Source organism: Alsobacter sp. (assembly GCF_059501845.1).
Map to the genome: position 1 here is coordinate 14,988 of NZ_JCACDK010000015.1, position 24,125 is coordinate 39,112.

The 24,125-nt window shown below is 65.5% G+C and carries 23 protein-coding genes; 10 read left to right on the top strand and 13 right to left on the bottom strand.

The features are described from left to right. Positions 1 to 57: 57 nt before the first annotated feature. Positions 58 to 1,233, bottom strand: coding sequence for an alpha/beta hydrolase family protein (locus tag AC5JCN_RS13165; RefSeq protein ID WP_495755527.1), 1,176 nt, complete (start codon positions 1,231 to 1,233; stop codon positions 58 to 60). 130 nt (positions 1,234 to 1,363) lie between these two features. Then, positions 1,364 to 3,901, bottom strand: a complete 2,538-nt coding sequence (locus AC5JCN_RS13170; protein WP_495755528.1) for an AAA family ATPase — start codon at positions 3,899 to 3,901, stop codon at positions 1,364 to 1,366. A gap of 180 nt (positions 3,902 to 4,081) precedes the next feature. On the opposite strand from AC5JCN_RS13170, the gene AC5JCN_RS13175 reads away from it, so the two are divergent. Continuing rightward, positions 4,082 to 4,342 (top strand): DUF4242 domain-containing protein, encoded by a 261-nt coding sequence (locus tag AC5JCN_RS13175; RefSeq protein WP_495755550.1) that lies wholly within the window; start codon positions 4,082 to 4,084, stop codon positions 4,340 to 4,342. Between the two features lie 245 nt (positions 4,343 to 4,587). Here the strand turns inward: AC5JCN_RS13175 and AC5JCN_RS13180 are convergent, their stop codons facing one another. The 6 genes from AC5JCN_RS13180 to AC5JCN_RS13205 all read right to left on the bottom strand — a co-directional run bounded on the left by AC5JCN_RS13180 (position 4,588) and on the right by AC5JCN_RS13205 (position 11,117). Then, the gene (locus tag AC5JCN_RS13180; protein ID WP_495755529.1) at positions 4,588 to 5,391 is read right to left on the bottom strand and encodes a tetratricopeptide repeat protein; all 804 of its coding nucleotides are present in this window, start codon (positions 5,389 to 5,391) and stop codon (positions 4,588 to 4,590) included. Between the two features lie 65 nt (positions 5,392 to 5,456). After that, positions 5,457 to 5,909 carry an OmpA family protein gene (locus AC5JCN_RS13185; protein WP_495755530.1) on the bottom strand — a complete coding sequence of 151 codons (453 nt, stop codon included), beginning with the start codon at positions 5,907 to 5,909 and terminating at the stop codon, positions 5,457 to 5,459. Between the two features lie 17 nt (positions 5,910 to 5,926). After that, positions 5,927 to 7,195, bottom strand: a complete 1,269-nt coding sequence (locus tag AC5JCN_RS13190; RefSeq protein ID WP_495755531.1) for a hypothetical protein — start codon at positions 7,193 to 7,195, stop codon at positions 5,927 to 5,929. 1 nt (position 7,196) lies between these two features. Beyond that, on the bottom strand, positions 7,197 to 8,576 hold the full coding sequence (locus tag AC5JCN_RS13195; RefSeq protein ID WP_495755532.1) for an HlyD family type I secretion periplasmic adaptor subunit: 1,380 nt from the start codon (positions 8,574 to 8,576) through the stop codon (positions 7,197 to 7,199). After that, the gene (locus AC5JCN_RS13200; RefSeq protein WP_495755533.1) at positions 8,573 to 10,327 is read right to left on the bottom strand and encodes a type I secretion system permease/ATPase; all 1,755 of its coding nucleotides are present in this window, start codon (positions 10,325 to 10,327) and stop codon (positions 8,573 to 8,575) included. Before AC5JCN_RS13200 ends, AC5JCN_RS13195 begins: the two co-directional genes overlap by 4 nt. Positions 10,328 to 10,388: 61 nt before the next feature. Then, positions 10,389 to 11,117 carry a hypothetical protein gene (locus tag AC5JCN_RS13205; protein WP_495755534.1) on the bottom strand — a complete coding sequence of 243 codons (729 nt, stop codon included), beginning with the start codon at positions 11,115 to 11,117 and terminating at the stop codon, positions 10,389 to 10,391. Between the two features lie 295 nt (positions 11,118 to 11,412). On the opposite strand from AC5JCN_RS13205, the gene AC5JCN_RS13210 reads away from it, so the two are divergent. The 7 genes from AC5JCN_RS13210 (at position 11,413) to AC5JCN_RS13240 (ending at position 16,790) form a co-directional block, all read left to right on the top strand. Next, positions 11,413 to 12,117: a sigma-70 family RNA polymerase sigma factor gene (locus AC5JCN_RS13210; protein WP_495755535.1), complete on the top strand. Its 705-nt coding sequence runs from the start codon at positions 11,413 to 11,415 to the stop codon at positions 12,115 to 12,117. Then, positions 12,114 to 12,806, top strand: coding sequence for an anti-sigma factor (locus tag AC5JCN_RS13215; protein WP_495755536.1), 693 nt, complete (start codon positions 12,114 to 12,116; stop codon positions 12,804 to 12,806). The genes AC5JCN_RS13210 and AC5JCN_RS13215 overlap by 4 nt, the downstream gene beginning before the upstream one ends. A gap of 659 nt (positions 12,807 to 13,465) precedes the next feature. Continuing rightward, complete coding sequence (locus tag AC5JCN_RS13220; protein ID WP_495755537.1) at positions 13,466 to 13,603, top strand: hypothetical protein; 138 nt, start codon at positions 13,466 to 13,468, stop codon at positions 13,601 to 13,603. A 398-nt stretch (positions 13,604 to 14,001) separates the two neighbouring features. Next, positions 14,002 to 14,694: a DUF1223 domain-containing protein gene (locus AC5JCN_RS13225; RefSeq protein ID WP_495755538.1), complete on the top strand. Its 693-nt coding sequence runs from the start codon at positions 14,002 to 14,004 to the stop codon at positions 14,692 to 14,694. 135 nt (positions 14,695 to 14,829) lie between these two features. After that, positions 14,830 to 15,099: a pentapeptide MXKDX repeat protein gene (locus AC5JCN_RS13230; protein ID WP_495755539.1), complete on the top strand. Its 270-nt coding sequence runs from the start codon at positions 14,830 to 14,832 to the stop codon at positions 15,097 to 15,099. A gap of 72 nt (positions 15,100 to 15,171) precedes the next feature. After that, on the top strand, positions 15,172 to 16,017 hold the full coding sequence (locus AC5JCN_RS13235; protein ID WP_495755540.1) for a cytochrome b/b6 domain-containing protein: 846 nt from the start codon (positions 15,172 to 15,174) through the stop codon (positions 16,015 to 16,017). After that, positions 16,014 to 16,790 (top strand): molybdopterin-binding protein, encoded by a 777-nt coding sequence (locus AC5JCN_RS13240; RefSeq protein WP_495755541.1) that lies wholly within the window; start codon positions 16,014 to 16,016, stop codon positions 16,788 to 16,790. The genes AC5JCN_RS13235 and AC5JCN_RS13240 overlap by 4 nt, the downstream gene beginning before the upstream one ends. Positions 16,791 to 17,441: 651 nt before the next feature. Here the strand turns inward: AC5JCN_RS13240 and AC5JCN_RS13245 are convergent. Both AC5JCN_RS13245 and AC5JCN_RS13250 read right to left on the bottom strand, forming a co-directional pair. Then, positions 17,442 to 17,951, bottom strand: coding sequence for a DUF2165 family protein (locus tag AC5JCN_RS13245; RefSeq protein ID WP_495755542.1), 510 nt, complete (start codon positions 17,949 to 17,951; stop codon positions 17,442 to 17,444). Next, a complete protein-coding gene (locus AC5JCN_RS13250; RefSeq protein WP_495755543.1) occupies positions 17,948 to 19,711 on the bottom strand; it encodes a CocE/NonD family hydrolase in 1,764 nt (587 codons plus the stop codon). Before AC5JCN_RS13250 ends, AC5JCN_RS13245 begins: the two co-directional genes overlap by 4 nt. Before the next feature lie 261 nt (positions 19,712 to 19,972). On the opposite strand from AC5JCN_RS13250, the gene AC5JCN_RS13255 reads away from it, so the two are divergent. After that, positions 19,973 to 20,491, top strand: coding sequence for a hypothetical protein (locus tag AC5JCN_RS13255; protein ID WP_495755544.1), 519 nt, complete (start codon positions 19,973 to 19,975; stop codon positions 20,489 to 20,491). Positions 20,492 to 20,917: 426 nt separating this feature from the next. Here the strand turns inward: AC5JCN_RS13255 and AC5JCN_RS13260 are convergent, their stop codons facing one another. Further along, a complete protein-coding gene (locus AC5JCN_RS13260; protein WP_495755545.1) occupies positions 20,918 to 21,553 on the bottom strand; it encodes a ferric reductase-like transmembrane domain-containing protein in 636 nt (211 codons plus the stop codon). A gap of 18 nt (positions 21,554 to 21,571) precedes the next feature. Then, complete coding sequence (locus AC5JCN_RS13265; RefSeq protein ID WP_495755546.1) at positions 21,572 to 22,075, bottom strand: twin-arginine translocation pathway signal; 504 nt, start codon at positions 22,073 to 22,075, stop codon at positions 21,572 to 21,574. Between the two features lie 800 nt (positions 22,076 to 22,875). Between AC5JCN_RS13265 and AC5JCN_RS13270 the strand changes: the two genes are divergently transcribed. Next, entirely contained in the window at positions 22,876 to 23,592 is a 717-nt protein-coding gene (locus AC5JCN_RS13270; protein ID WP_495755547.1) for a 2OG-Fe(II) oxygenase, read from the top strand. Between the two features lie 179 nt (positions 23,593 to 23,771). On the opposite strand, the gene AC5JCN_RS13275 is transcribed toward AC5JCN_RS13270, so the two are convergent. Continuing rightward, positions 23,772 to 24,047 (bottom strand): hypothetical protein, encoded by a 276-nt coding sequence (locus AC5JCN_RS13275; protein ID WP_495755548.1) that lies wholly within the window; start codon positions 24,045 to 24,047, stop codon positions 23,772 to 23,774. Between the last annotated feature and the right edge of the window lie 78 nt (positions 24,048 to 24,125).

Genomic DNA, 24,125 nt, shown 5'->3' on the forward strand with positions numbered 1-24,125 from the left:
ACCGGGCGCGCAGGGTGAACGATAGGAGCCAAGGGCAGCGTCCGACATGGGAGTGCGTTAGCGGAGCGCCGTGCCGAAGAAGCGCAGGATCTCTTCGCCAATGCGCGCGTGGATGGCCGGCCTGTCGACTCCGGGACGATCCTGGCAAGCCTCCGGAAACTCGTCGCGCCCGTCCTGATCACACTCGTTCACGAATATCTCGTGGTCTACATCTCCCGGGATGATGGTCAGCTCTGCTCCCGGTATATGGGCGGCGGCAAACGCGCCATTCGGCCCGGGCGGGGTTTGGGTATCTGCGGCGCCCACGCTGATGTGCACCGGAATGGTCATCGCGCCGAGACCGCTTTCCGTCATCCCAAACGCCTGGATGATACCCGGAGCCATGGCATAGGCCGCGCGGATTCGAGGATCGTGAACGCCCAGAGCGGGAGCCGGGTCTATGGTCAGTTCCGCTCGAAGGTGGGCAGGAACGTCAGGACGCCTCGCCCATCCCTGCTGGAATGCCGCATAGCGCTTTGGATCGACCCGCGCTCCACCGAGCCAAAGGGCTGTGAAGCCTCCTTGGGAATGACCGGCGACTCCGATCCGTTCGCGATCGACGAGCGGTTCGAAATCGGCGCTGGCGAGAAGGGCGTCCACCACCATGCTTAGATCCTTCGGTCTCTGCCACAGCTTGTTCGCGAGATAGGCGATCGAAGCATCGAACGTGTTCGCCTTGTAGTGCCACGGCGCCGCGACGACGTAGCCGTTCAGCGCGAGCAACTGAGTTATCCAGGCGTAGTAGAGAGGATTGCTCCCGCGCCCGTGCGAGAACAGAACAAGCGGATGACGCCCGGCTTCGGGCTCGGCTCCCGCGAAATAAGCCAAACCCGTGAAGAAGGGTGTCGGCACCGGGTCAGCGGCTTCGCTTTTGCGCGCCGGATAGAACACCGCGACACCAAGCACCCGCGCGGGATTGGCGGGATCTTGGATCTCGATCTGCCGGTAGCCGGCAACCCGCTCCGGCGCTGCAGCGCCGGCCGGAAAGGCAGCGAAGAGACCGACGACGATGGCAAGGATACGGAAGGCCGGCGCCATGATGTGTCTTCCCCCCGGCGGAGCATCGTTCAGCGATCCGCAACGGCAAGGATAGTAGAAAGCGGCATCCCGTTCGACCTGCTTCGCGCGGCAATTGACAATCGGGGTGATGGAAAACCTACAAACCTGCATTACCGCTAAACCCGTCGGCTGCATGCATCCTCATCGGGCGGCGGTTTTGGCCATTCACGGTGGCGTATCGGTACGGAGCAGTTCCCGGGAACCGGACCAGCTGAATAACGGCAACGGGTCACGAGTTCGCGTCGCCCGAGGCCAGACGAGCGTCTCAGTGCTGTCCCGCGAGAAGCCCCCGTTGGCGGGCCAGGGCGGCTGCGTGCAATCGCGAGGTTGCATCCAGCTTTCCAATCACCGCGGAAACATGGTGGTCGACAGTCTTTGGAGAGATGCCCAGCGCGCGGGCGATGGCCTTGTTGCTGAGCCCGCGATCGAGTTGCACCAGGATGTCCATTTCCCTCGGGGTGAGCGCTTCGCCCCTGGCGGTGACCCGGGGTTCCTGGCTTGAGCGCGGGGTGCGTGCAACTGCGCCGCCCGCCTGCAATCGCCGCAGCGCACCATTGGCTTGCAGCGCCTTCAGGATGGTTGCGGCCATCGCTCTTTGGGAGTCGGACCCAAGCGACAGGACAACGGCCCTCTCGAAGGGCATGTCCTCTGCCGGCGGGAAGGCCTCCCCGAAGCGGGCGGCCTGCGTATCGCGGTCCGACAGGAGTGAGAGCCACAGCGGCACGTCCTGGTAAATCGACGTGTTCGGCATGAGCGCCAGAGCCTCCTGCAGCAACGTGATGGCTTCGTCAGTGCCGTCGGCGGTCATCCAGGCCCTTTCGGCCTGAAGCACCGCGTAGGGAGCCAGCCTCTGCAGCTCCCTGCCCCTGACAAGATAACCTTCGATCTCGCCGAAAAGATCTCCTGCCGGATCGCCTCTCCGGGCCCGGAGCCGGGCGAGTGCCACGCAAGCGGGAAAGCGCGCCAGCGGCGTTGCCTCGGGATTGCCGAGAACCTGCTGGGCGATGACGGCGGCCTCGTCCCAATGACCTATCCGCAGCAGGACTTCTGCCTGCCAGGACCTCATGTAGTCGCGCCAGGTGTCGAGGTCGCGGTCCATGCAGTAGCCGATCCCTTCCTTCAGAAGGTGACACGCTTGGTCGTGTTGTCGGCGATGGACGAGCATGCACGCCATATTGGTGTAGGCGCGCGCTGCGTGTTCCTGCAGGTCATTCCGTCGCGCGAGGTCGAGAGACTCCGCGAGGTCCCGCCACGCAGCTGCCTCGTCCGTCCACTGCCTTGCCGCGCCCATGTTGTTGAGGGCGTGGCTGAGGATGTCGGGGCGATCCAAGCGTCGGGCCAGGTCGGCGGCCGTTCGACCGTGCTCCAGCGCCGGCGCGACGTCGTCCGCCAGCATAGCAAGCTGCGACAGGTTAGAATGGGCCATGGCGAGTTCGGGGCTGTCCCGCTCTCCCTGGAGCCTTACGAGAGCCGCTGTGCCATGCCGCTCCGCAGCAACGCGATCCCCTGCGAAGTAGCTCAGACGCGACATCCAGCGCAGTCCGTTCCCGGCGCCGACGTGATCTCCAGCCGCTTCGAACAGCCGGAGCGCCTCGGAGAGGCGGCCCATGGCGTCCGCGATACGGCCCATGAGATGAAGTTCTATGGCGAGCCTCATCAGCAGGTGAGCTCGATCGGGCAAGGTCTCGGAGCCTGGGCTGTCGAGGGCCGCGGCCAGGATGGATGCGGCCTCCCGGTGGGCTCCGATCCTGGACGCTGATTCAGCGGCAGCCGGTGCCATCGCGCGGAGCAGCTCGAAATCCTCGGCCGCGCGCGCGTGATGTACCACGTTGGCAACCGGTACGTCGTCTCGCGCACTAAGCGAGGCTAGCACTTGCCGATGAAGCTCCTTCCGGTGTCCGTGTCCCAAGGATCTTTCGACGACCCGGCGCGCGACCTCGTGTCGGAACCTGAGAGACGTGCCAGCCTCGACCAGCAGCCCTGCGTCGACGCATTGCCGCACAGGATGCGCGGCCTCTTCCCCGATCAGATCCGAAACCAGAGACGCCTCAACTTGAGCGGGGAAGATGGAAACCAGGTCGAGGGCGGCGCGAGCATCCGGCCCGAGCTGGTCGGCCCGCAGAAGCACCGAATCCTGGATGCCGGCGGGCGTTGTCTCCAGTCCCCCGGAGAGGATCGCTTCGGAGACGAAGAAGGCATTGCCTGCGGTGGCTTTGTGGAGCGTCCGCGCGTCGAGCGGCGTCGCTCGGGTCAATTGCGCCACGGCATCAAGGCTCAGAAGCGGAACCTCGATCCTCACTAGCGCATCGGCCGGGATATCGGCCAGCACCCGCCTGATACGCTTCTGCGCGTCGGCCGTGTCGTTTCGCGCGGTCAGGACAAGGAGGATCCGGGTCTTGGTTATGCGGCGGCCGAGGAAGCGGATCCAGTCAAGCGTGGCGTCGTCGGCCCAGTGGAGATCCTCGACCGCCACCACCGTCGCATGCTCGGAGTTCGAGAAAACGCGGAGAGCCTCGAGGAAAAGGTCCAGCGACGACACATCCTGAAGATCTCGCGGCAGCGACCAACCTGCTCCTCGAGCGAGATCGCGCAGCGGGCCGAGCGGCTCCGAGATCGAGAGATCCTCGCAGGCGCCACGCAAAACCCTTGCCCTGACCGCGACATCGCGGGCGAAGGCCTCGACGAGGCTGGTCTTGCCCACGCCTGCTTCGCCGAGTACCGCCGACACGCGCCCTCGGCCCTGGTCCGCCGCGTTGAAGCTGCGTGCCAGCTGCTCGATCTGGACGGCCCGTTCCAGAAGCACCCGCGTGCCCTCGCGACCACAAGTAAAGGATACCTACACGCTATCGCCGTCCGCACGCATGGGGAACCTGACCAGGCCGCATGGGGCATTCTCCCGATGCCGGCGGTCCTCGAGATCGGCATCCTCGCCGCAGTTGCACCGCTGGGGTGGCCGACGAAGGAGACGACGATGCCGCGCTACATGGTTGAAAGAACGTTCCCGGAAGGGCTGAAAATTCCGGCTGACTCGGCAGGAGCACAGGCGTGCTCGGGCGTCATCGGGCAGAACGCCGAGGGCGGCGTGACCTGGATCCAGTCCTTTGTCTCGCCGGACAAGACGAAGACGTTCTGCGTCTATGACGCACCTTCGCCCGAAGCGGTCCGCAGCGCAGCCCGCCGCAACAACCTCCCGGTCGACAGCATCACCGAGGTTCGGGTTCTCGATCCCTACTTCTACCACTAGCCGCCGATGACCCGCTCCGGCCTGGACCACCGGAGCGGGCTTCAGGTCAGGACCGACCGGCTCCCGCCATGAGCCATGACAGGGGCGGAGCATGATGCCGAGAGCTGTCGTCCTCAGGGTCCGCCTTGGGTCAAGAGTGCTAGTTCGTGCAGGTCCACCTCGCGCCAAGAGCAGTCACGACCCAACCCGCCGAAAGCTGACGTCGGCCAGCACATCGCGAGAACGGGGAGCAGCGGTTCGGCCGACTAGCGCTGCTCCCCGCCTCTCCGCGCTTCGGCCATGTACGCCCGTGCCCCTATCGCAGCAACCGTCCAACCGGAACTCGCGTAGCTGGCCGCACTTCTGGCGACCGCACTCACCCGCCAGGCGAAATGTTCCGCATCGGCGGGGATGGACAGGCTGGTGGAGCTCACATCGGTGAAGCCCGTCCACGCTTCGCGCGAGCCCGTCTCGTCGAGTACCCTGACCTCCACGAAGAAGCTGACCGGCTCAGGCTCCTCCTCGCATGTCCAGACTAGTTCGACCGTTCTCGCGTCTCCGTCGAGGGTAGTCCCACTGGTCGGAAAGAGTGGTCGTGGCGATACGAGCCGGGTCGAGCGAGGGCCCGAGGGCGCCGGTTGCGCGAGGCGATCGCGTGCAGCCGGCAGACCGGATGCGACAAACCAGGCGCGGGACAGGTCTCCATTGGCCGCAGCGCCGCTTCCCCCTGCATAGATCAGGCCGAGATTGTAGGCAGCACGCACATTCCCGCGGGCGGCCGCGCGGGCGTACCAGATTTCGGCCTGCGCCGCGTCGGGGGGCGCGCCCCGCCCATTGTCCAGCATTGCGGCGACGTTGAAAGCGGCTTGCGGATGGCCTGCTTCCGCCGCCCGAAGCATCAGTCCGTAAGCCCCGGCGGCGTCGCGGGGACCGTCGACGCCGATATCGAGCGCGAGCGCCTGCTGGAACCAGCCTTCTCCAGGCGCGGTGACGTTCGTCCGCTGCTCCTCGGCGGAGACGGTCGCGGGTCGCAGGAGGCCCGCACACGTCGCCGCCAGGCACGCCAGCACATATCGCCTGCAGATCGCCCCACCGCTCGTGCTCGCCGATAAACTTCGAGGGGAGCGCGGTTCTTTCAGCGCCACGTGATCTCGACCCGGCGATTTTGCCGCTCCTCGACGCCCTGGTCCGTCGGTACCGGAAGATCCGTCTCGCCCTTGGCGAGCACCTGGAAGCGGTCGGCCGGAATTCCGCGGTCCAGCAGCCCCTTAAGTACAGCCGACGCGCGCCGCTGCGACAGCTCGAGGTTCAGGCCGGGCCGCCCGGTGCGGTCGGCGCTTCCAGTCAGGATCATCACGATTGGCTTGCCCTCATTGTAGGCGCGCGACGCCCGGTCGAGCACGGCGACGTCCGAATCGCGGATCGCGCTGCTGCCCGTCTCGAAATAGACGACGAGTGGCGCAGGCGAGGCTGCCGCTGCCGGCGCCGCGCCATTTGGGGTGGTCGCGTCCTGGGTGGTCGCGTCCTGCGCGGCGGCGCTTCCGGCGAGAAGGGCGGCAAGCCCGGCGAAGAGCAGTCTGCTGGTCATGGTCATCTCTCCTTCACTCACGGGCCGGTAAGCCCGAGTTCCATGGTTCCAGGCCTTGGCAGAAGGCCGATCTTGGGCGGCGGGCGCCGCACGACATCGACGCCGGCGAGAGCGCCCGCGTCTCGCGCCAGCTTTTCGTCAGGTGCGTAGGAGTAAGTGAGCACCGGGCGAACCACGGCGGCGCTGTCGCGCAGGTCAACGACCTCGATTCCCTTGGCGGCTAACATTGCAACCACTGTTTCGGCGCGCCGGCGGGCCGAGACGCTGCCGCGGGCGTAGCGCACCAGCACCCGCGCCGGCGCGCTGGCGGGAAGGGAGGTCAGCCCGCGCTCGCTCGGCCCGGCAGGGACAGCGGCCGGTTCTGCCGGGCGCGTGGCTGCCGCAGCGGGCTGCGCCGGCACGACCTTCTCGGCCCGCTCGAGACGAACGCGATCCAACTCGCGCGCCAGCGCCTCGCGCTCCCTCTCGAGCTCCGCGACCCTGTTCGCATCGACAGAGGCGACCGGCGCGGGGGGCTGCACGATCAGGAAGGGTACCGCCGGGAAGATGTGGATCGGGATGGTGGGCGGGCGGAGTGGAAAAACGCCTTGCGCAAACCGCGCATCGATCAAGAAGGCCTCGGCGAGCGTCGCGGGCCGCGCCGATCCGCCGGCCGCCTCGGGCGGGGGCTCCGTGGGCTGGCTGTCGGCCGGCGTAGCGGGATACGGCAATGCCGGCCCCGTGGAGTCCAAATGAGCGACCGCGGCAGGCTCCGCTGATGCGGCCGGCACGGCACGCGAAACGGGATCGGGCTCCGCCGGTGTGACGATCGGCGCCGGAACGGGCGGTGAAACCGGCGCGTCGGCCGGCGGCGCGTCAGGCGCCGCCATGGCCACGTTGTGGGATTCAATGATCGCTTGACGTCGGGCGCCAGTCGCGGCGACGGCTGGAGGAGCCTGCGTCGAATCCATCGGGTTCGCCGGAGCCGGACCATCCGGCCCGAGCGAATGCATCGCAACCGACAGCGCAATTGTCGCGGCGGCGGGGACCCCAAGGCCTATGAGCGCCCAAGCGGAGAACCGCCAGGCTTTGCCGCGACGGTTGGAGCGGTACTGCGGCGGCACCGGCACGACGATGACTACCGGTTTGCCTTCGGTCACCCTACCGGACCCGGCGCGAGGCGCGATCGTCTCGGACTCAGGCCTGCGGCGCTGGCGCGGGCCGAAGCGGAGCGGAGCGTCTCCTGACAGGTCGGACGGCTGCGGCGCAGCGTCGGCGGGCGGGCGGGCGGACTCCGGCTGCGACATGTTACTCCTCCCGCATGGCGCGGCGAACCTGGTCGCCAAGCGGGCCGAGCAGGTACTCCAGCACCGTCCGCGACCCGCTCGAGATGATCGCTTCGCCCGGCATGCCCGGGCCGATCCGGACAATGTCTCCAGAGGCGCCGGTCCCGGGGCCCCGGCGAATGGAGTCCACTTTGACCCGCGCCTCGTAGTAGGCGGCCCCGGTGCGCGGTTCCTCGATGCGGTCGGCAGACAGGACGCCGACATGCCCGGTAACGAGCGGACGCCGGGAGACTGGCACGCCCGTCAGCACTACATCGACCTGCTGCCCCGCCTTGACGCGCTCTGCGTCGGCTGCGGCGACGCGGATGACGAGATCCGCCCTGTCCTCGTCCGGAACGATCTCCAGCACCTTTTGGCCGGGCGCGATCACGCCGCCGACCGTGAAGACGTTGAGGCCGTAGATCACCCCAGACGCCGGGGCCCGCATGATGGCGCGATCCAGCGTGTCGCGTGCGGCGATGAGCCGTGGTGCCAGTTCGGCCGCTTGCTGCTCGACCTGGCGGAGTTGTTCGGCCACTTCCGACAGGCGATCGCGGCGCAGCTGCGCCTGCCGGAGGCCGGTCTCAGCGATCGATCCCTCAATGCTGGCGATCTGGGCCCTCAGGCGGCCACGATCGCCATCCAGTGACGCCAGGGTGCGCTCCAGCCCGGCGAGCCGGGTGCGCGTGGCGTAGCCGGATGCGAACAGCCGGCGTGTGGCTTCGGTCTCGTCACGAACCGAGGCAAGCTGCGCCTCGACGCCCCGGACTTGGCTGGCCAGACCTTGAGCCTGGTCGCCCTGCTGGGCCGCGACACGCGCCAGGATCGACCTTTCTCCCTCCATCTGGCGGCGCCGTTCAAGCAAAGCAGCGCGCTGGGTCACCAGCAGCGGGTTCGCGCCCGCCACGCCTTTGGTCGCTGTCAAGCCGGGAGGTTCTACAAGATCGGGCGCATCGTCACGCTCGGCGACCAGGCGCGCGCGGAGGATGGCGAGCGAATCCGCCTGCGCGGACAGGGCAGAGACGAGGGCCTGCGCCGAGGTGTCGTCGAGCTCGACGAGGACCTGACCCGCCTGCACCTTGTCGCCGTCGCGGGCTTCGATACTGCGAACCACCCCTCCGTCCCGATGCTGCAACACCTTGCGATTGCCGGCCGCTTCAAAGGCGCCTTCGGCGACGACCGCGCTGTCCAGAGGCGACAGGGCCGCCCAGCCGCCAATCAGCCCGAAGAAAACGAGGAGAACCGCACCGCCGGCCATCACGAGCCCTCTCGCCCCGCCGTCGCGGTCAGCCCGCCTGCCGGCAAGAGCCTCGTCGAAGCGACCGCGTCCCTCGTCCGTCAGTTCCCTGGCCCAGTCACTCATGACGACCTCGCATGAGCATCGGGACGGGAAGGATCGACGGCGCGCACGAACTGGCGGCGCACAGCGTCGAGAACCTCGGCGCGAGGTCCCTGCATCAGTGCGGCGCCGTCTTGCAGCAGGAGCATCCGGTCGCAGATTTCGACAATTCCCGGTCGGTGCGCGACGATGACGATCGTGGCTCCATCCGCCTTCATATCGGCCAGCGCGGCCTTGAGCGCCGTCTCGCCATCGCCGTCGAGGTTCGCGTTCGGCTCGTCGAGGACGAGAAGGCGCGGCCGGCCCAAGAGGGCCCGGGCGAGCCCGAGACGCTGCCTTTGTCCTCCCGAGAGCGGCACGCCACCGTCGCCGATGAGTGTCTCGTAGCCCTGGGGTAGGTCGAGAACCATGTCGTGCACATCGGCACGTCGGGCGGCGAGAACGATCTCCTCGTCCGACGCGGCGCCAAAACGCGCGATGTTGTCGCGAGCGGTGCCCGCGAAGAGTCCGACGTCCTGCGGGAGGTAGCCGATGTTCTGGCCGAGTTCGGCGCGGTCCCAGTGCCTGATGTCCGCGCCATTGAGGCTGATGCGGCCTCCCGTGGGGGCGAGCGCGCCGGTCATCAGCCTCACCAGCGTCGACTTTCCGGCCGCGCTTGGCCCGACAATGCCGAGCGCCTCGCCCGCTGCGAGCTCAAGCGAAACGCCGCGGATCACCGCGGGGGCGCCCACAGGGGCGAATTCGACGCCCTCCATACGGACGGCGCCATTCGCCTTCGGCAAGCGCGTGCGACGCGCAATGGCCGAAGCGCCTGCGAGCAGGCTGGTCAGCCGCCCCCAAGCAACGCGCGCTGCAGCAATCTGCCGCCCCGCCGAAACGACCTGCTCGACTGGCGCGACGGCGCGCCCCATCAGCACCATGGCGACAAAGATCGAGGCAGGGCTGATCTCCTGGCGGATGACGAGCCATGCGCCGGCGCCCAGCATTCCCGACTGTAAAAGCAGCCGGAGAAAGCGGATCGCCGCCGCGAAGCTGGCGTTCCGCTCGCCGGCGAGCTCACTTTGCGCGAGCATCAGCGCGCGGTCGCGGTACCACCGGTCGCCTAGGCCTGCCTGCATGCCCATCGCAAGCACCGGATCGGCATGGCGAAGCATCTCGTCGGCGTGGCGATAGCTTCTCGAATGCGCGTCGGATGCGTTCGCTAGAGCCGGACGTGACAGCCGGTCGGCAAGGGCCGCCAGCGCGAGGAGAAGCAGCGCGGCCGACAGCGCCATCCAGCCAAGCGTTGGGTGGAGCGAAAACAGAAGGGCGAGGTAGACGGGCGTCCAGGGGATGTCGAAAACCGTTTGCGCCGCGACCCCTGACATGGCGTGGCGGACGAGGTCGAGATCCCGCAGCGCCTCCGAGTGTCGCAGCTTCCCATCCACCCGCCGCTGCATGAGATGCGCGAGAATTCGCGCGGAAAGCGACACGTCGAAGCGTGTTCCCGCCCGGATCAGGATCCGGGCGCGGATCGCATCGAGTATCGCCATTGCCCCGAGCGCGACCACGAGGCCGATGCTGAGCAAAGCCAGCGTTGCTCCGCTCCGGCTCGGCAAAACGCGATTGTAGACTTGCAGCAGGTACAAGGGCGTAGCGAGGTAAAGCAGGTTGATGCCGCCGCTGAAGACTGCCGCTGCCATCATGTACGACCCGCAGCTTCGCAGGGCGACCCATGGCAGGCTGTCACGAGTCTCACGGCCTGCGGCACCCCGGGCTGCGATCGTGTCGGTCATGGCTGATCTCGCTGCGAGGACGGGACGTCCGCCCGCGGCGTGGCCGCGGGCGGACGCAGATTCAGCCGATCAGGCTGTGCGCGGTGTCCGAATGCATGTCGCCGCCGCTCCAGAGACCCTGTCCGAACAAGTCGTCGAACATGGCCGAGGTCGAGCTGGACTGGCTGTCCCAGTGCGTCGCCGAACCCGACTGGAAGCCCAGGCTCGTCGATCCGGCGGCGCCCTCGTGGGTGAAGCCGATAGCCTTCATCAGCTCGCTGTCGAAGCTGACAGCGTGGTCGCTGGTCGAGAAGGCGTTCCCGCCCGAACCCTCGGTCGACGTGTCCGTCGAGCTCCCACCGGACCCGGAACCCCAGCCGCTGAGGAGGCCGTCGCCGAACATCGCCGACGTGTCGCTAGACTGCGCCTCGTAGTGCGTCTGCTGTGCCGACCCGAAGGTGAGACTCGTCGATCCAGCCGCGCCCTCGTGGGTGAAGCTCAGCACCTTCATCAGCGACTGGGTGTAGCTCGATGCATCGTCATGGGTGACAAACGAATTTTGGCCCGAACCGCCCGACGATCCCGAGTCCATCGTGCCCGCGTCAACGGCGCCGTTCGACGATCCGGCGCCCACGTCGGAAGTGTTGACCGCCGTCGAGCTGGACTGCGCATCCTGATGGGTGGCTGCCGCCACGCCGAAATTCAGGCTGGTCGATCCGGCTGCGCCCTCGTGCGCAAAGCCGATGGTCTTGATGGCCTGCGTCATGGCGCTGGCGGCGTCGTCATGTGTGGTGATGCTGTTATTCGACATGGCGTTTGAGTCTCCTTTGTCGGACGAGCTCCGGTCTGGGCGGTCGTCATTGGCAGTTACGGGAGCTGCCGAACGGAAGATGCAAGTACCTCAAACATTTTTAACGATATTGTACTCTGTACGATAAAAAACCGTTGGCTCTCGTCTAGCTATAGCCAAAGCTGTACTGAGCTTGATCCTGGCTTTCGGCTTGTTCTCTGCCTGCCAACCAAGCGGCTCGGCGAGCGCGCGCCTTCCTGCCGCAGCGAAAACGGGCCATCGGCGGCGTTTGGCCTGTCAAGAAACGGCTGACGCCATGAAGGAACGGATCGAAATTGCCGCCGGATGCGGAGCGTCCAAATTACTTTTTGCCCGCCGCCGGGTCGAGGAAAGGGGAGCTTTTCCCGGGCCTTCAACGTTTATGATCGTCGAGACCGGGCGGAGCTTCATGAAACCCAGGCAGTCTGCGGATCTTGAAGCTCGCGCCGCCCTGATACGCCTGATGAGCAGCGTCGCGGCCGGCGAGCGCCAAGCTCTTCAGCGGCTCTACGAAGCGACGTCCCCAAAGCTGTTTGGCATCGTGTTGGCGGTGCTGTCGAACCGAGCCGAGGCCGAGGAGGTCCTGCAGGACGTCTTCGTTGCGATCTGGGAAAAGGCGGACCGTTATGATCCCGCGCGTGGCAGCCCGATCGCGTGGCTCGCCACGGTAGCCCGCAACAGGGCGGTCGATCGTCGGCGAGCACTTCAGGGGTGGGGAGAAGTGCTGTCGGATGAAATGCTGGAAGCGGCGCCGCACGACGGTCCGAGTCCGCTCGACACGCTCGAAGACGATCAGGAGCGCGAAAGACTATACGGGTGCCTTCAAACGCTGGAGAAGCGCATGCGCATCGCCATTTCTGAAGCCTTTTTGCACGGCGATACGTATCAGATATTGGCGCGGCGTCATGGCGTGCCCCTCGGAACAATGAAGAGTTGGATCCGCAGGTCGCTTATCAAGTTGAGGGAATGCCTCGAGCCATGACGGACCAGGATCCCGCCTATCCCGACGACCCTGACGCGACGGCGGGCGAACGCGCCATCGGCCTGCTGGCCCGCCGCGCCGGCGACCTCGACGACCCCGCGGTCGTTCGCTGGGGTGAGAGACTCGCGCCCCTCTACGATCTCGTGCCTGCGGCGACGCCTGGCGCTCACGTGTGGGACGGCATCTCGCGCCGGATCGAGTCCTTTCCGTCCAGCAGGCTCGGTTCGGCTGCGGCCGTGCGACGGTCCGTCGTGGCATGGCGCACCATGGCCATCGCTGCATCCGCGCTCGCGGCGGCCGCTGTCGTCGCGATTGTCGGGCCGTACGACATCCGATCCGCTTTACACCAGCGCCCCTTTGTGGCGACCCTCGGCCCGGATGGGTCAAGTCCCCTCTTCACGGTGGTGTTCGACCCCAGCCGTGGAGCCCTGAGCCTCGCTCCCATGGGCGGGCCGGTCGCCGGCCCTCACGTCCCGCAGCTCTGGTTCGTGCCGGCCGATGCCGCGCCTGTGTCGCTCGGCCTTGTCGATCCCGCGCGCCGCGTTGATGTACCGGTCGCGAGCAACATCAGCGCACGCTTCGCGTCCGGAGGCGCGCTCGCTATTTCACTCGAGCCCCCGGGCGGATCGCCAACAGGAGCACCGACAGGTCCCGTGGTGGCCCATGGTTCCCTGCAGCCCCTCCCGTAGCCGCATGCTGCAGGAGCAAGGCTGCGTGAGGTGTCAGTGAAATGAGGATCACTCATTCGTCGATCCAGACTGTGCTGACTTCCGCAACATCTCTTCAATCGCGAGCAGCCCGAGTCGTTCTGGCTTCGTATCGATGCTGATGTGCACGCATGGTGTCGGACGTCATCAATGTCTGCTCAGGGTCGATGGTTCGCGTTTCGACTGGTCGGCTGCGCGCAAGAGCAGTCATGACCGCCTACGCCGCAAGCTGACATTCTGAGCTGCGACCGTGGGCTCGCCCAACTCGTCAGCTCCCAAGCATCAGTCCAGCGCCGTTTCCAGAAGCTGTTTGAAATGGCCGGCCCAGCAGGCGCCGGGACACCATGGCGAAACAACAGCAGGGGAGTTGCTGACTCAAGTCGACCGGCCCGATGCGTAGCTTGGGCTGCGGGAAAAGAGCAGGGCGAGATTAGTCGCAGCAGGCATAGCCTCGCGTTGCCGCGTCGGATTTCCTGCTGCAAGGCCGGAAGTCTCAGACCAAGCGTGAGCTAGAGGCGCCGGGAGAACTAACCCGCACGTTCGGCGACCGGTCAGTCGGCGTCCCGAACACCTCCGACAAGAGTGTTCACTTCGCCTACACCACCGGGCTGGAGTCCTCGGCCGTGCAGCGGGGACGTCCGGTGATCTGGTTCTCCGTCGAATTTGGGCAGACCTCCCCGCTTGCAAATTTCATCGACGATGCCCGGGTCAAAACAGAGTTCGTGCCGGTCCGCGCCGAACAGTCGGTCCCGGGCCGGACCATCTCGACGATCGCGTGATCGGAACCGATGCGAAAGGCACGCAGAGCTGCGTCAACGACTCGCTCCAGCGCTAAAGCCAGGCAACCACCTCAATGGCGTCGGGCCCGGCGGAACTCGCACGCAAGCTGGTCGGGTAGGTTAGGATCGTCTCGCGGTGGTTCAGCTATGCCTGTCCCATCGGTCCGCCGAACGTGGCGGCATTCTATGCCGTCATGCTGCCCGGCCGGACGTCGAGCCCCGTAGTCAAGGCGTTCCTCGACGGCTTGCAAAGGAAACGAGCCGACTACCGTGTCGGGCGGCTTTCACGTCCGGAGGGTGCTGCGGTGACGTATGGATCACGAACGCGTCATTCCCCGTAACCTCTCACCATCACCCGCCGAACTGCTCCTAGACGATCAATCCGGGAGACGACCGCCATGTCCTCGAGAGCCGTTCTCGCCTGTGCCGCATGGGCTCTGGCCGCGTGCTCGACGCCGGCCGCATGGGCTGCCAGCTCCAAGCTCGTGGTCGTCGAACTCTTCACCAGCCAGGGTTGCTCGTCCTGTCCCCCTGCGAACGCCAACCTGATCACGCTGAGCAAGAGACCGGGCGTGCTGGCGCTGAGCTTCGGCGTCACCTACTGGGACTATTTGGGGTGGAAGGACATCTTCGCGCGACCCGACTACACCGACAGGCAAGCGAGGTACGAACCGCGCCTCGGCCGATCGGGACCGTTCACGCCGCAGATCGTGGTCAACGGGAACGCCGACGTCATCGGCAACGACCTTGCCGAGACGAGCGAGGTGATCGCGAAGAGCCGGCCGGCGAACGGGCCCGACATCACCCTGACCGCGCCATCCGTCCGAATTGCCAGCGCCGCCGCTCCCGAGCCGGCCGACATCTGGCTCGTGCGCTACGATCCCTCGGTGATCGAGGTTCCCGTCAGGCGGGGTGAGAATGGCGGGCGCACGCTCCCCCACGGCCATGTCGTCCGCGATCTCGTCCGTCTCGGCTCGTGGACCGGCACGGCCGCGACGTTTCCGGTCCCGCCGGCGCCTGCCGGGCAGCGAACCGCGGTTCTCGTCCAGTTGCCGCGGGGCGGGCCCATCCTGTCGGCCGCAACCGACTAGGGCGACATCTTCCCGCACTTGCGTCGCCTGAAAGCATCCGTACCAGACGACGACAAGCAGAAACCGGAGCAATCGTGCTCAGGTTTTCAACCGTAGCGAGTGCCTCAAGGCTCGCTCACACACGAAGGCTCCGTCATGACCCAGTTCTCTCGGACGTTTCTACTTTCGACCTTCATCGCTTCACTGGCCATTGGATCCGCTTACGCCCAGGACGCCATGAAGAAAACGCACGCCATGAAATCTGATCCGATGATGGCCGACTGCATGAAGAAAGCGAAGATGGAAACCGACGCCACGAAGATGGCCGCGATGGAGAAGGACTGCGGTTCAAAGGATGCGATGAAGGGCCACGCGATGAAAGGTGACGCCATGAAGCACGATGCCATGAAGCCCAAGGCGAACTGAAGCCCGCAACGCGCGGTCCGGCCTCCGCTGACCAATGCGGAAGACTGGAAGCCAAGAACCGGAGCAACGCGCATGGAAGCGGTCGTTCGGCCTTCGTCGACAATCGACAGAGTCTTTCGGCACTCGCTCACCGTGCGCGTCACTCACTGGGCGAACGTCCTGATCCTGACCATTCTGCTGCTGAGTGGGCTTCAGATCTTCAACGCTCATCCCATGCTTCATTGGGGCCAGGCGGGGGCCGACAGCGATCCGGCCATCGTCCGCCTCGAGGCGGTCGAGCGTGGCGACGGCCTGACGGGCGTCACTCACATCGGCTCCCTCTCGATACCGACCACCGGCGTGCTGGGAGCTTCGGCCGACTCGTCGGGTGACCTGGAAGCTCGCGGCTTTCCGTCATGGCTGACAATCCCGAGCTACCAGGATCTCTCGGCGGGACGGCGCTGGCACTTCTTCTTCGCCTGGGCTTTCGTGATCAATGGCCTGCTCTACCTGGTCTACGGGATCTTCGCTGGACACTTGCGGAAAGACCTGGTCCCCGACAAAGACCAGTTGGAGCCGAGCCATCTCGCGCGAGAGATCGTCGACCACTCCCGGCTGCGCTTCCCCAAAGGCGCGGAGGCGAAGCGCTACAACGCGCTCCAGAAGATCACCTACCTGGTTGTGGTCCTGGTGCTGCTGCCCGCCATGCTGGCCTCCGGCCTGACTATGTCCCCTGCGGTCGACGCCGCCTTACCATGGTTGCTGGATCTCTTCGGCGGCCGTCAATCGGCGCGTACCGTTCATTTTCTGACAGCCTGCCTGCTCGTTCTGTTCGTCATCGTTCACATCGCGATGGTGCTGGCATCAGGGTTCTGGAACAACATCCGCTCCATGATCACGGGCCGGTACGACATCCACGTCGAGGAGCGCCCGTCATGACCCTGATCATGCCGCGGCGCCGGTTCCTCGTGGGCGCGGCTGCGAGTGCCGGAGCTTTGGCTTTGGGCGGATGCGACCGCTTGGTGGAGAGCGACACGGTCCAACACGTGCTCGACCTCGCCGAACAGCTGACCATGAGCGCTCAGAGGGCGCTCTTGTCGAAAACGGGATTGGCGCGGGAGTTCTCGGAGGCCGACCTTTCGCCCACCTTTCGCTCGAACGGCACGTCCAAGCCGGACGACGAAGATTACGACGCGCTGGCGGAAGGCGGGTTCGTCGATTGGCGCCTGGCCATCGACGGACTGGTGGACCGGCCCCAGAACCTGTCGCTCGCGGATCTCAAGCTGCTACCGGCCCGTACGCAGATCACGCGGCACGATTGCGTCGAGGGATGGAGCGCCATCGGCAAGTGGACGGGGGTGCCGCTCGGCGCCGTGTTGATGAAGTCCGGCCTGAAGCCGAATGCTCGCTTTGCGGTGTTCCATTGCGCCGACGAGTACGAGAAGACTGCCGACGGCAATGGGCAGTACTACGAAAGCATCGATCTCATCGACGCTTTCCATCCCCAGACGATCCTGGCCTATGGACTCAACGGACAGGATCTTCCAGTCGCAAATGGCGCGCCTCTCCGGCTCCGCGTTGAGCGCCAGCTTGGTTACAAGCAGGCAAAGTACATCATGCGCATCGAAATCGTCGACAGCTTCAACCAGATAGGGCGCGGGCGCGGGGGGTTTTGGGAAGATCGTGGTTACGAGTGGTACGCTGGAATCTAGGTTTAGGTCCCGTTTCTGGTCACTGTATGCAGACTTAGGGACAAATACTAAGAACGCTCGCTAGAATTACAATCTGCTAGGCAGCAGCGGCGCAAGGGCGCAGGTCGATTTTGTGCAACCTTGCGAAGACGTGATCGCGACGATCCAGGATCGAGAACGAGAACTGAAGGCGTTGCGAACAAAGGGGCGACTGAAGGTTCTGGCGCTGCGGCCGTCCGCTGCCGAACCCAAGCCCCCACCTACGCCTCGTCGATTCACACCTAAGATTTGACGCCCTGAAAGTGCATGCCCCTTCACGGCAAGCGAAACCAAAACGCTCAACGATCGCGTCAAGGTATGGATACCCGCGGATCCCCCGGCGAGCGCCGCTCACCGCAAGTACTGAATCAGTCACATCAATGACTTCTGCGACTTCGTAGGGCAGCGCGGCCCGCGCCTCGTAACACGCGACGATGCCTTCCGCTGGCGCGATCAGCTGGTCCTCTGCATGAAGCCGGTCGCCGCTCTGGCAAAGAAGATGTGAGCCGCGTCCGCGAGGAGAGCCAGTGTCACGAGCCCGCTGAGTGCTCGTCTGGCCCACAGCCAAGTTATTGGGTCAGAGATGACGGAAGCCGTGAAAGCCCGTGTTGCCTGCGATTGGAAAGTGAGCCCTCAGTTGCGTGCATTCTCCGGCATGAGGACGACGATGAGCACGCCCACGATCCAGGCCAGGAACTGAAAAGCCTTCGTCTCGCCGTTCCATGTCGTCGACTGCCACATCGCGAACCATTCACCGCCGATCATGACGAAGCCGACCGCATACAGCAGAAAGCCAAGTGTGAGACCGACGACGGCGACGGTGCAGGCGTCGACAAACGACGTTGTCCGCAGGCTGGCCAGCATGCAGATGGTCCCGAACCACAGGACAAGAGCCGTTACGATCTCGGTCGCGATGATGGCGAGATAGCCCAATGTCTGTAGCCGCTCGTCCGTGATCGCCCTCCACCGCAATGTGGAGTCCGGGAAGATCGTGTCCATCGCCAGCACGTGGCTGACGAACTGCCAGTTGCTCCCGTAATCCGTGACGTTGCCAAAAGCGACCATGGTGAAGAACAGGGCAAGCGAGGCCACCAGCGCTGTCTTGCAGAGCCTGATCGACATCAGCGAGTTCGTTCGGGTCATACGGCCTCGACCCGAGCCGGAAGAAGGGGCAGCCAGAGCCGGGACGTGCTGGCTATCGTGTTCAGGCTCGCTTCCCTGACCACGACATGCGTGAAGCCAAGCACCGTCGGCTCCTTGTGCGTCTCGTCAGCCGAGGCGATGACGAGGCGCAGCCGATGGCCGGCCTCGACGCGGCGCGCATTGGCGACCATCGGGATGCGGTAGGTCACGAACTCGCCCCGCGGCAGGGATCGCGGCGTGTGGCACTCAACGCGAGGGGCTCCGGGAACGCTCCGCTCCTCGTCGACGGCAGAGAGGCTGGCCCGCAGCCATCCGGCCGTGATCGGCTCGGGCTCTTCGTCCGGCGGCACGTCGTAGAGGACGGCGATCCAGCCGGTATCGACGGCCGTCATCCTCGCCTCAAGCGTGAGCTCGATCATGCCGGCGAACTCGAGGTCCCGGTCGAGTGGCGGCATGTCCCAGGCCAGCGAGGATGGCAAGTCCGAAGGGTTGGCGTTCGACGGCACGCCGGAATCGGACGGCAGATACAGGTAGTCGCGCGAGCCCGGCTCGCCATCTTCACGGGACAGGCTTCCATCGGCCCACAGGGCGAAAGGCGTCAGTGTCGCTGCCGGCGGCGGCCAGTCGGACGCGGTCCGCCAATCGTCCGCCCCGGGCACCTTGTAGCGGATCGGCGGTCCTTCCATTATCCCGGTTTCCCGGCCCTTCAACCAGTGATCGTACCAGGCCAGCACCTCAACGTGCAGGCATTCCCATGGCCAGGAGAAGCCGCCCGGCTGCAGCAGCGCCATGCGGACGTTCGGGTTGCGGCGGAGGGCCGACCATGCCGAGAAGGTCGAGGGGAGGTGCAGGGGAACATTGTCCCAGTCGGCGCCGAGGTACACCGGGATGTCGACCGACCCCAGCAGCGGCCGCGTGTCGCGCGCATCCCAGAACGCGTCGCGGGTGGGATGCTCGACCGCCACCGCCCGCCAGAGTTCCCCGAACGGATGCTCCGGATAGTGTACATGCATGACCGATTTCAGCACCGTGACGATGGCCTCGCCGTTCAGGTGCTGCATGCGTTCATGGATCGCCGGGATGGCCAGCACCTTGCGGACGAGATCGATCCTCCAGCTTCGCCAGAACGAATCCGGCTTTTGCGAAAGGATCCCGACGGCCGGGAGCCACGCCGAGATGAAGCCTGCGTTCAGAAGTCCGTGGTGCCAGACGGCCTCGTAGAGGTCGTCCGTGGTGAGCAGCGGAGCGATGGCCTTGAGGTGGGGCGGCTTGGTGACCGCCGCGGCGAGCTGCGTCATCGCGAAGTAGCTGACGCCGAGCATGCCGACATTGCCGTCACACCAGGGCTGACCGGCGGCCCATTCCACGACGTCATGGATGTCGTCGCGCTCCTGGCCGTCGAGCAGCGTCCAGGTGCCGCCCGAACCTCCAGTCCCGCGTGCATTGACGATTAGGTGGACATAGCCGCGGGGGACGAAGAAATCGGAGGCCCCTGCCTCGATGAAGCCCAGGGGAGCTCCCACGTTCTGGATCTGGCGGGGATAGGGCGAGAACGAGACGAGGACCGGGAACGCTTCATCGGCGTCGGGCTCGAGCAGATCGGCGAGCAGGATGGTACCATCGCGCATGCGGATCTCGACGTTGTCCGTCCTGCGCATGGCAAAGACGGGCTCGCTCAAATTGCGATAGTCGCGACCCGTTGTCTGGACGCCGTTCAGGTGTCGTTGGCCAGGCTCAACACCGGCGACGGGGCTCGACATGTCGAAAGTCCTGTGAGCACGAGCAAATCGCGATGGTCGTCATCGTACATGCGGCTTGAAATCCGTGTCTCGAAAAACTCAACCTCCGCTTGCAGCATCCCCCAATCGACTCGCCCTCCGGATCAGGTTCCCGGGAGCACCGCCAGCCGCGCTCCGAGGCGCAAACCCGTGGAGAGGCGTGAGGACGCTTCTCGTACGGAGGCGTCACGCACTACTCTCCGTCGGCCGAGTCCGGCACACCTTCGGAACTGAGCCATTCAGATGAACAGTGTCGCTGTCACGCTGGGCACCGCGGTCGCGGGTGCGATCATCGGGTTCGCGATCACCCGACTTAACGACTGGATCGTCGAACGTCATGAAATCCGCCGGGCTCGCCGGCACCTGCTCACCGAAGTCTCAAATGTCGGTCGCCACTATTCAATCATGCTGGACAAGCTCAAGAACCACGCGGACGAGCTGATGTGGCGCAATGCCATCAACGTCGAGACATGCAGGTTCTACGGCACCGGGCTGGGAACGTTCGACCTCAGTGCGCTTCGCCTGTTTGACGAACCTCTTGCCGAGGAGGCTCTCTTTCTCCTCATCATGGTACGGAACAACAACTCATATGTGGACGAAGCCAAGGCTTACCTGGCCGCGAAGCAACCCGAGCTGTTTCACGAGGTCTGCAAGGCACTCGTGGAGAGATGCGAGAGCACGATAGAGCGCGCAAGGCGCCTGGAAGCCATGCTCCGGACCAAATCGCGGCCAGCTGAGCTTTCCGCCCGACCAGTGCTTTGATCGGAGGAGCCGACCATTTTGATCGCTTTGCGGACCTGCTGAACGTCTGCTCAGGGTCAACTGTTCACGTTCCGAATGGTCCGCCGCGCGCCAGCTTCAGGCCTTCGGCTCGCTCTCGAAACCGGAAGCGCAGTTCGAAAGGCCGCGCTTGGCTGGCATTGAGGCCGGCGGCAGGGTTCGACAACCGCTGCTCGTCGGCGCAGAGCCTTGCCGAAGACCCGGAGGATGTCTGCGCCGAGGCATGCGTGGATGGCCGCCCTGTCGACCTCGGGCCGGTCCGAGCAGTCCGCCGGAAACTCGTCGCGCCCGTCGTGGTCGCTTTCGTTCATGAGTAGATTGCGGACGACCTGTCCTGAGTGGTCGGCGGTTCGCGGCCGGGATATCGCGGCGCCAACCGCTGCAGACCGCCCTCGCGCGTTCTGTGTGTCAAGGCCGACTTGCCCGCCGCGTGCGAAAGGGCCGCAGTATCCGCACTTCCAAGAGAACCACGCCCGTCGCGCCTATGACCGCAACGCACAAGATCCACTTCGTGACGGGTTCCATCGCGCCTTCGATTAGGAGCGCGTGTATGACGATCGCCGCCACCACGATCGCCGCTAGGCAGTTGTGGACCAGCCGCCAGACCGAATAGCGCAACCCGAGGCGTGTCCGGAATAGCACGAGGAGCGCAGTGGCCACGACGCCCCACATCGCCGTGACGCCGTAGGCAGAGAATGGGGTCGGCGAGACGAGCAGGAGCGCATCGATCGTATCGGGAGGGCTGGCCAGATAGAGCCCCGCGACGTGGAGTGCCACCGCCACGACAATCGCCGCACCGAGCCACTGGTGCCAGCGTCGTCCGGTTCGCCCCTCCGAGCCAGGCAGATAGCCTGCGGCCAGAAACGGCTGCAGGACAAGCGCCGACAAGGTTGCGATGCCTGCGAAGCCACCCACGATGTAGGGCATGCTGCGGGACGGGAGGTAGGGACTGAAAGCCGCGGCCGCGACCGGCACGACCATGACCGCAGCGACACTGGTCCAAGCGAGGAGCGCCCGGACCCGGCGACCACCGTCCGACATCATGTCAGGGGACCGACGATCTCAAACGGGTGCCAGGACGAAATCGGCGGACACGGAGGTGTCGCGTGCGCTCGGCATGACGGGACGCAGGAACACCGTCCTGAAGGCGCCGTCGTCATAGGCGAGGTGGGCGTGCGGTTGCCCAAAGTTCGGGACGATCTGCGCCATCTCGAGTTCGAATGAACCGTCTTCGCGGGTCAGCACGCTGCCGTGGTTGGCCGGATCGGGCTCTCCCCCGAGCACGGTGGCGGCCCAGATCTGAATGCGCTGGCCCGCCAGCGGAGCACCGTCGCCGGCGCGCAGCACCTTTCCCCGCACGAAAAAGCCGGAACCCAGCCGTTCGACGAATGGAGCCTTCGGCCGGTAATTGTTGGCGCCACCGGGCATCGTCAGTGTCGGTTCGAATCCGGTCGCCGCAGTCGCGGGAGCCAGAACGCCGCCCAACGGAGTTGCGAGAACAGCCGTGCTGGCCACGCGGCCGGCAGCCGCCAGAAAGGAGCGCCGGCTGACAGAGTAGGCAATCATGTCGTCTCTCCGCGTGATAGTGGCAGTTGCAGGACCTTCATGTCAGGACGGCTGGCGTCGCTTGGTCTTTGAAGAGGTAGTGTCGCCTCTGGCCGGGGTCAACGGCGGACCCGTCCAATTGAGCGGAGTTGAAAGGATCCGCGATTGCAGGCTTCAGCCAAGTCCTCATCCGTTCTTTCCTGCAGTTTGGCTGGAGCTCACCTCCTTAGAACTTCGCATTCACCCGCCATCGATGCCGCCCGTGCTGCCGGTTTCAGCGTCCGCGGGTTCGCACCTTGGACGAGCCATTTCGTTCCCGACAGGATATTGCCGGCGCAGGCTGGACTAACGGCCAGGGCCGGCACAGCCTGCGCCACTGACGGTGTTCCGCGGCAGCGCGGGTGCAGCGGCGTCCTCTGCCGGTTGCAGACCTTTCTGAAGTCCGTCAGGAGTTCGCGCTCGCGGTTGTGCGGGCGGCAGAGGGTTGAAGTTAGGAGGCGGGGCCACTGCTACCTCGCTCGGACGGCCGGCATCCAGCATGTCTTTCCGATCTGGGCCGGAGCCTTTCCCGAAGCTGACGGGCCATGAAGAATGTCGGCGCGTGGTTCGGCGACCAAGTTCGCGCCACTTGGAACTGCCCCGGTCAAAGCGCTAAGCGTGCCGCAGAAGGTACCAAGGACCGGAGCTGCAACGTCGCGAGATGATCGCTTCCTCAGGAGATTAAGTTCGGCCGCAAAGAGCGGAGTGCTTTCCGACGCTCGGAATGGTGTTTCGTCGGTGGGGCCGTGCAGGTCCTGCGAGATCATCATGGAGGGCCTCCTATGCGCATGTCCTTGCCCGCTCGGCGGCTGGATACGATCGACTGGACGACGGTTACCGCCCACCTCTATGCGAAGGGCTGGGCGATCCTGCCGACGCTGCTCACCAGCGAAGAGTGTCGTGCCGTTGCCGAGCTCTATGGGAGCGACGAAGGCTTTCGCAGCCACATCAACATGGCCCGGCATGGGTTTGGTCGCGGCGAGTACCGCTACTTCTCGTACCCGCTGCCAGACATGGTTCATGCGCTCCGAACTGACCTCTATGCCCGGCTGGGATCAGTCGCCAACGAGTGGCATGAGCGCTTGGGCATGAAAATCCGATTCCCCCCGGATCACGCCACCTTCATCGACCGCTGCCACCAAGCCGGCCAGACCCGGCCGACCCCTCTCCTGCTGCAATACGGCGCCGAGGATTACAACTGCCTGCACCAGGATCTCTACGGAGAGCATGTCTTCCCGCTCCAGGTGGCCATCTTGCTGTCCGAGCCTGGCGTGAACTTCGAGGGGGGCGAGTTCATGCTGACCGAGCAGCGGCCACGCATGCAGACGCGAGGCGCCGTCGTGCCACTGCGCCAAGGCGACGGAGTGGTGTTTGCGGTAAACACGCGCCCGGTAAGCGGCGGGCGCGGCAACTACCGGGTGAACCTGAGGCACGGGGTGAGCACAGTGCGCTCCGGCCGTCGCCACACGCTCGGCATCATCTTTCACGATGCCGCTTGAGCAAGGGTCTCTCACCCCCGCAGTGCTACGATATTGCGCCAGGCGATCGGCCGGCCTTCAATGCGGAAGCTCCCCTGCCCCGCCGCGACCTCCTGTCCGGGGGGCAATTCCTCGAGGCGAGCAGGCCGGCATCCCTTGGAGAACGGAAGTGGAACATCGGCCGAGGCGGGTCAAGGCCGTCAAGTCCCCTTCCGCGACTCCTCTGACCGGTCAGGGAAGTCCGGACGTTGGTACAGTTTCTCGATCTGGGTGAGGGTCAGTATGGGCCGCCCCTCTTCTCGGAGGATCGACGCGCTCATTCGCCGGATCGGATCGTCGACCCAGTCCACCATGACCGTATGTACAGCGCGAGCGAGGGTCATTGGCGGCAGCGCCCCTCCGCGCTCGTAACCAGCGCTTGCGCGCCCGCGCAGCGCCAGGAGAGTCACGACCTCGTCGAAGTCGACGTCCGACACGGGCCCCTCCACCTAGCGGCTCAGCTCAGCTCAGCTTGACCCGATCCCGCCCTGCCCGCAATCTGTTCCGCGACCCCG

Coding starts and splice junctions, on each gene's coding strand:
- AC5JCN_RS13165 (WP_495755527.1), bottom strand. CDS start 1,233: ATGCAGCCGACGGGTTTAGCGGTAATGCAGGTTTGTAGGTTTTCCATC.
- AC5JCN_RS13175 (WP_495755550.1), top strand. CDS start 4,082: ATGGTTGAAAGAACGTTCCCGGAAGGGCTGAAAATTCCGGCTGACTCG.
- AC5JCN_RS13185 (WP_495755530.1), bottom strand. CDS start 5,909: ATGACCAGCAGACTGCTCTTCGCCGGGCTTGCCGCCCTTCTCGCCGGA.
- AC5JCN_RS13190 (WP_495755531.1), bottom strand. CDS start 7,195: ATGTCGCAGCCGGAGTCCGCCCGCCCGCCCGCCGACGCTGCGCCGCAG.
- AC5JCN_RS13195 (WP_495755532.1), bottom strand. CDS start 8,576: ATGAGTGACTGGGCCAGGGAACTGACGGACGAGGGACGCGGTCGCTTC.
- AC5JCN_RS13200 (WP_495755533.1), bottom strand. CDS start 10,327: ATGACCGACACGATCGCAGCCCGGGGTGCCGCAGGCCGTGAGACTCGT.
- AC5JCN_RS13205 (WP_495755534.1), bottom strand. CDS start 11,117: ATGTCGAATAACAGCATCACCACACATGACGACGCCGCCAGCGCCATG.
- AC5JCN_RS13210 (WP_495755535.1), top strand. CDS start 11,413: ATGAAGGAACGGATCGAAATTGCCGCCGGATGCGGAGCGTCCAAATTA.
- AC5JCN_RS13215 (WP_495755536.1), top strand. CDS start 12,114: ATGACGGACCAGGATCCCGCCTATCCCGACGACCCTGACGCGACGGCG.
- AC5JCN_RS13225 (WP_495755538.1), top strand. CDS start 14,002: ATGTCCTCGAGAGCCGTTCTCGCCTGTGCCGCATGGGCTCTGGCCGCG.
- AC5JCN_RS13230 (WP_495755539.1), top strand. CDS start 14,830: ATGACCCAGTTCTCTCGGACGTTTCTACTTTCGACCTTCATCGCTTCA.
- AC5JCN_RS13235 (WP_495755540.1), top strand. CDS start 15,172: ATGGAAGCGGTCGTTCGGCCTTCGTCGACAATCGACAGAGTCTTTCGG.
- AC5JCN_RS13240 (WP_495755541.1), top strand. CDS start 16,014: ATGACCCTGATCATGCCGCGGCGCCGGTTCCTCGTGGGCGCGGCTGCG.
- AC5JCN_RS13245 (WP_495755542.1), bottom strand. CDS start 17,951: ATGACCCGAACGAACTCGCTGATGTCGATCAGGCTCTGCAAGACAGCG.
- AC5JCN_RS13250 (WP_495755543.1), bottom strand. CDS start 19,711: ATGTCGAGCCCCGTCGCCGGTGTTGAGCCTGGCCAACGACACCTGAAC.
- AC5JCN_RS13255 (WP_495755544.1), top strand. CDS start 19,973: ATGAACAGTGTCGCTGTCACGCTGGGCACCGCGGTCGCGGGTGCGATC.
- AC5JCN_RS13260 (WP_495755545.1), bottom strand. CDS start 21,553: ATGATGTCGGACGGTGGTCGCCGGGTCCGGGCGCTCCTCGCTTGGACC.
- AC5JCN_RS13265 (WP_495755546.1), bottom strand. CDS start 22,075: ATGATTGCCTACTCTGTCAGCCGGCGCTCCTTTCTGGCGGCTGCCGGC.
- AC5JCN_RS13270 (WP_495755547.1), top strand. CDS start 22,876: ATGCGCATGTCCTTGCCCGCTCGGCGGCTGGATACGATCGACTGGACG.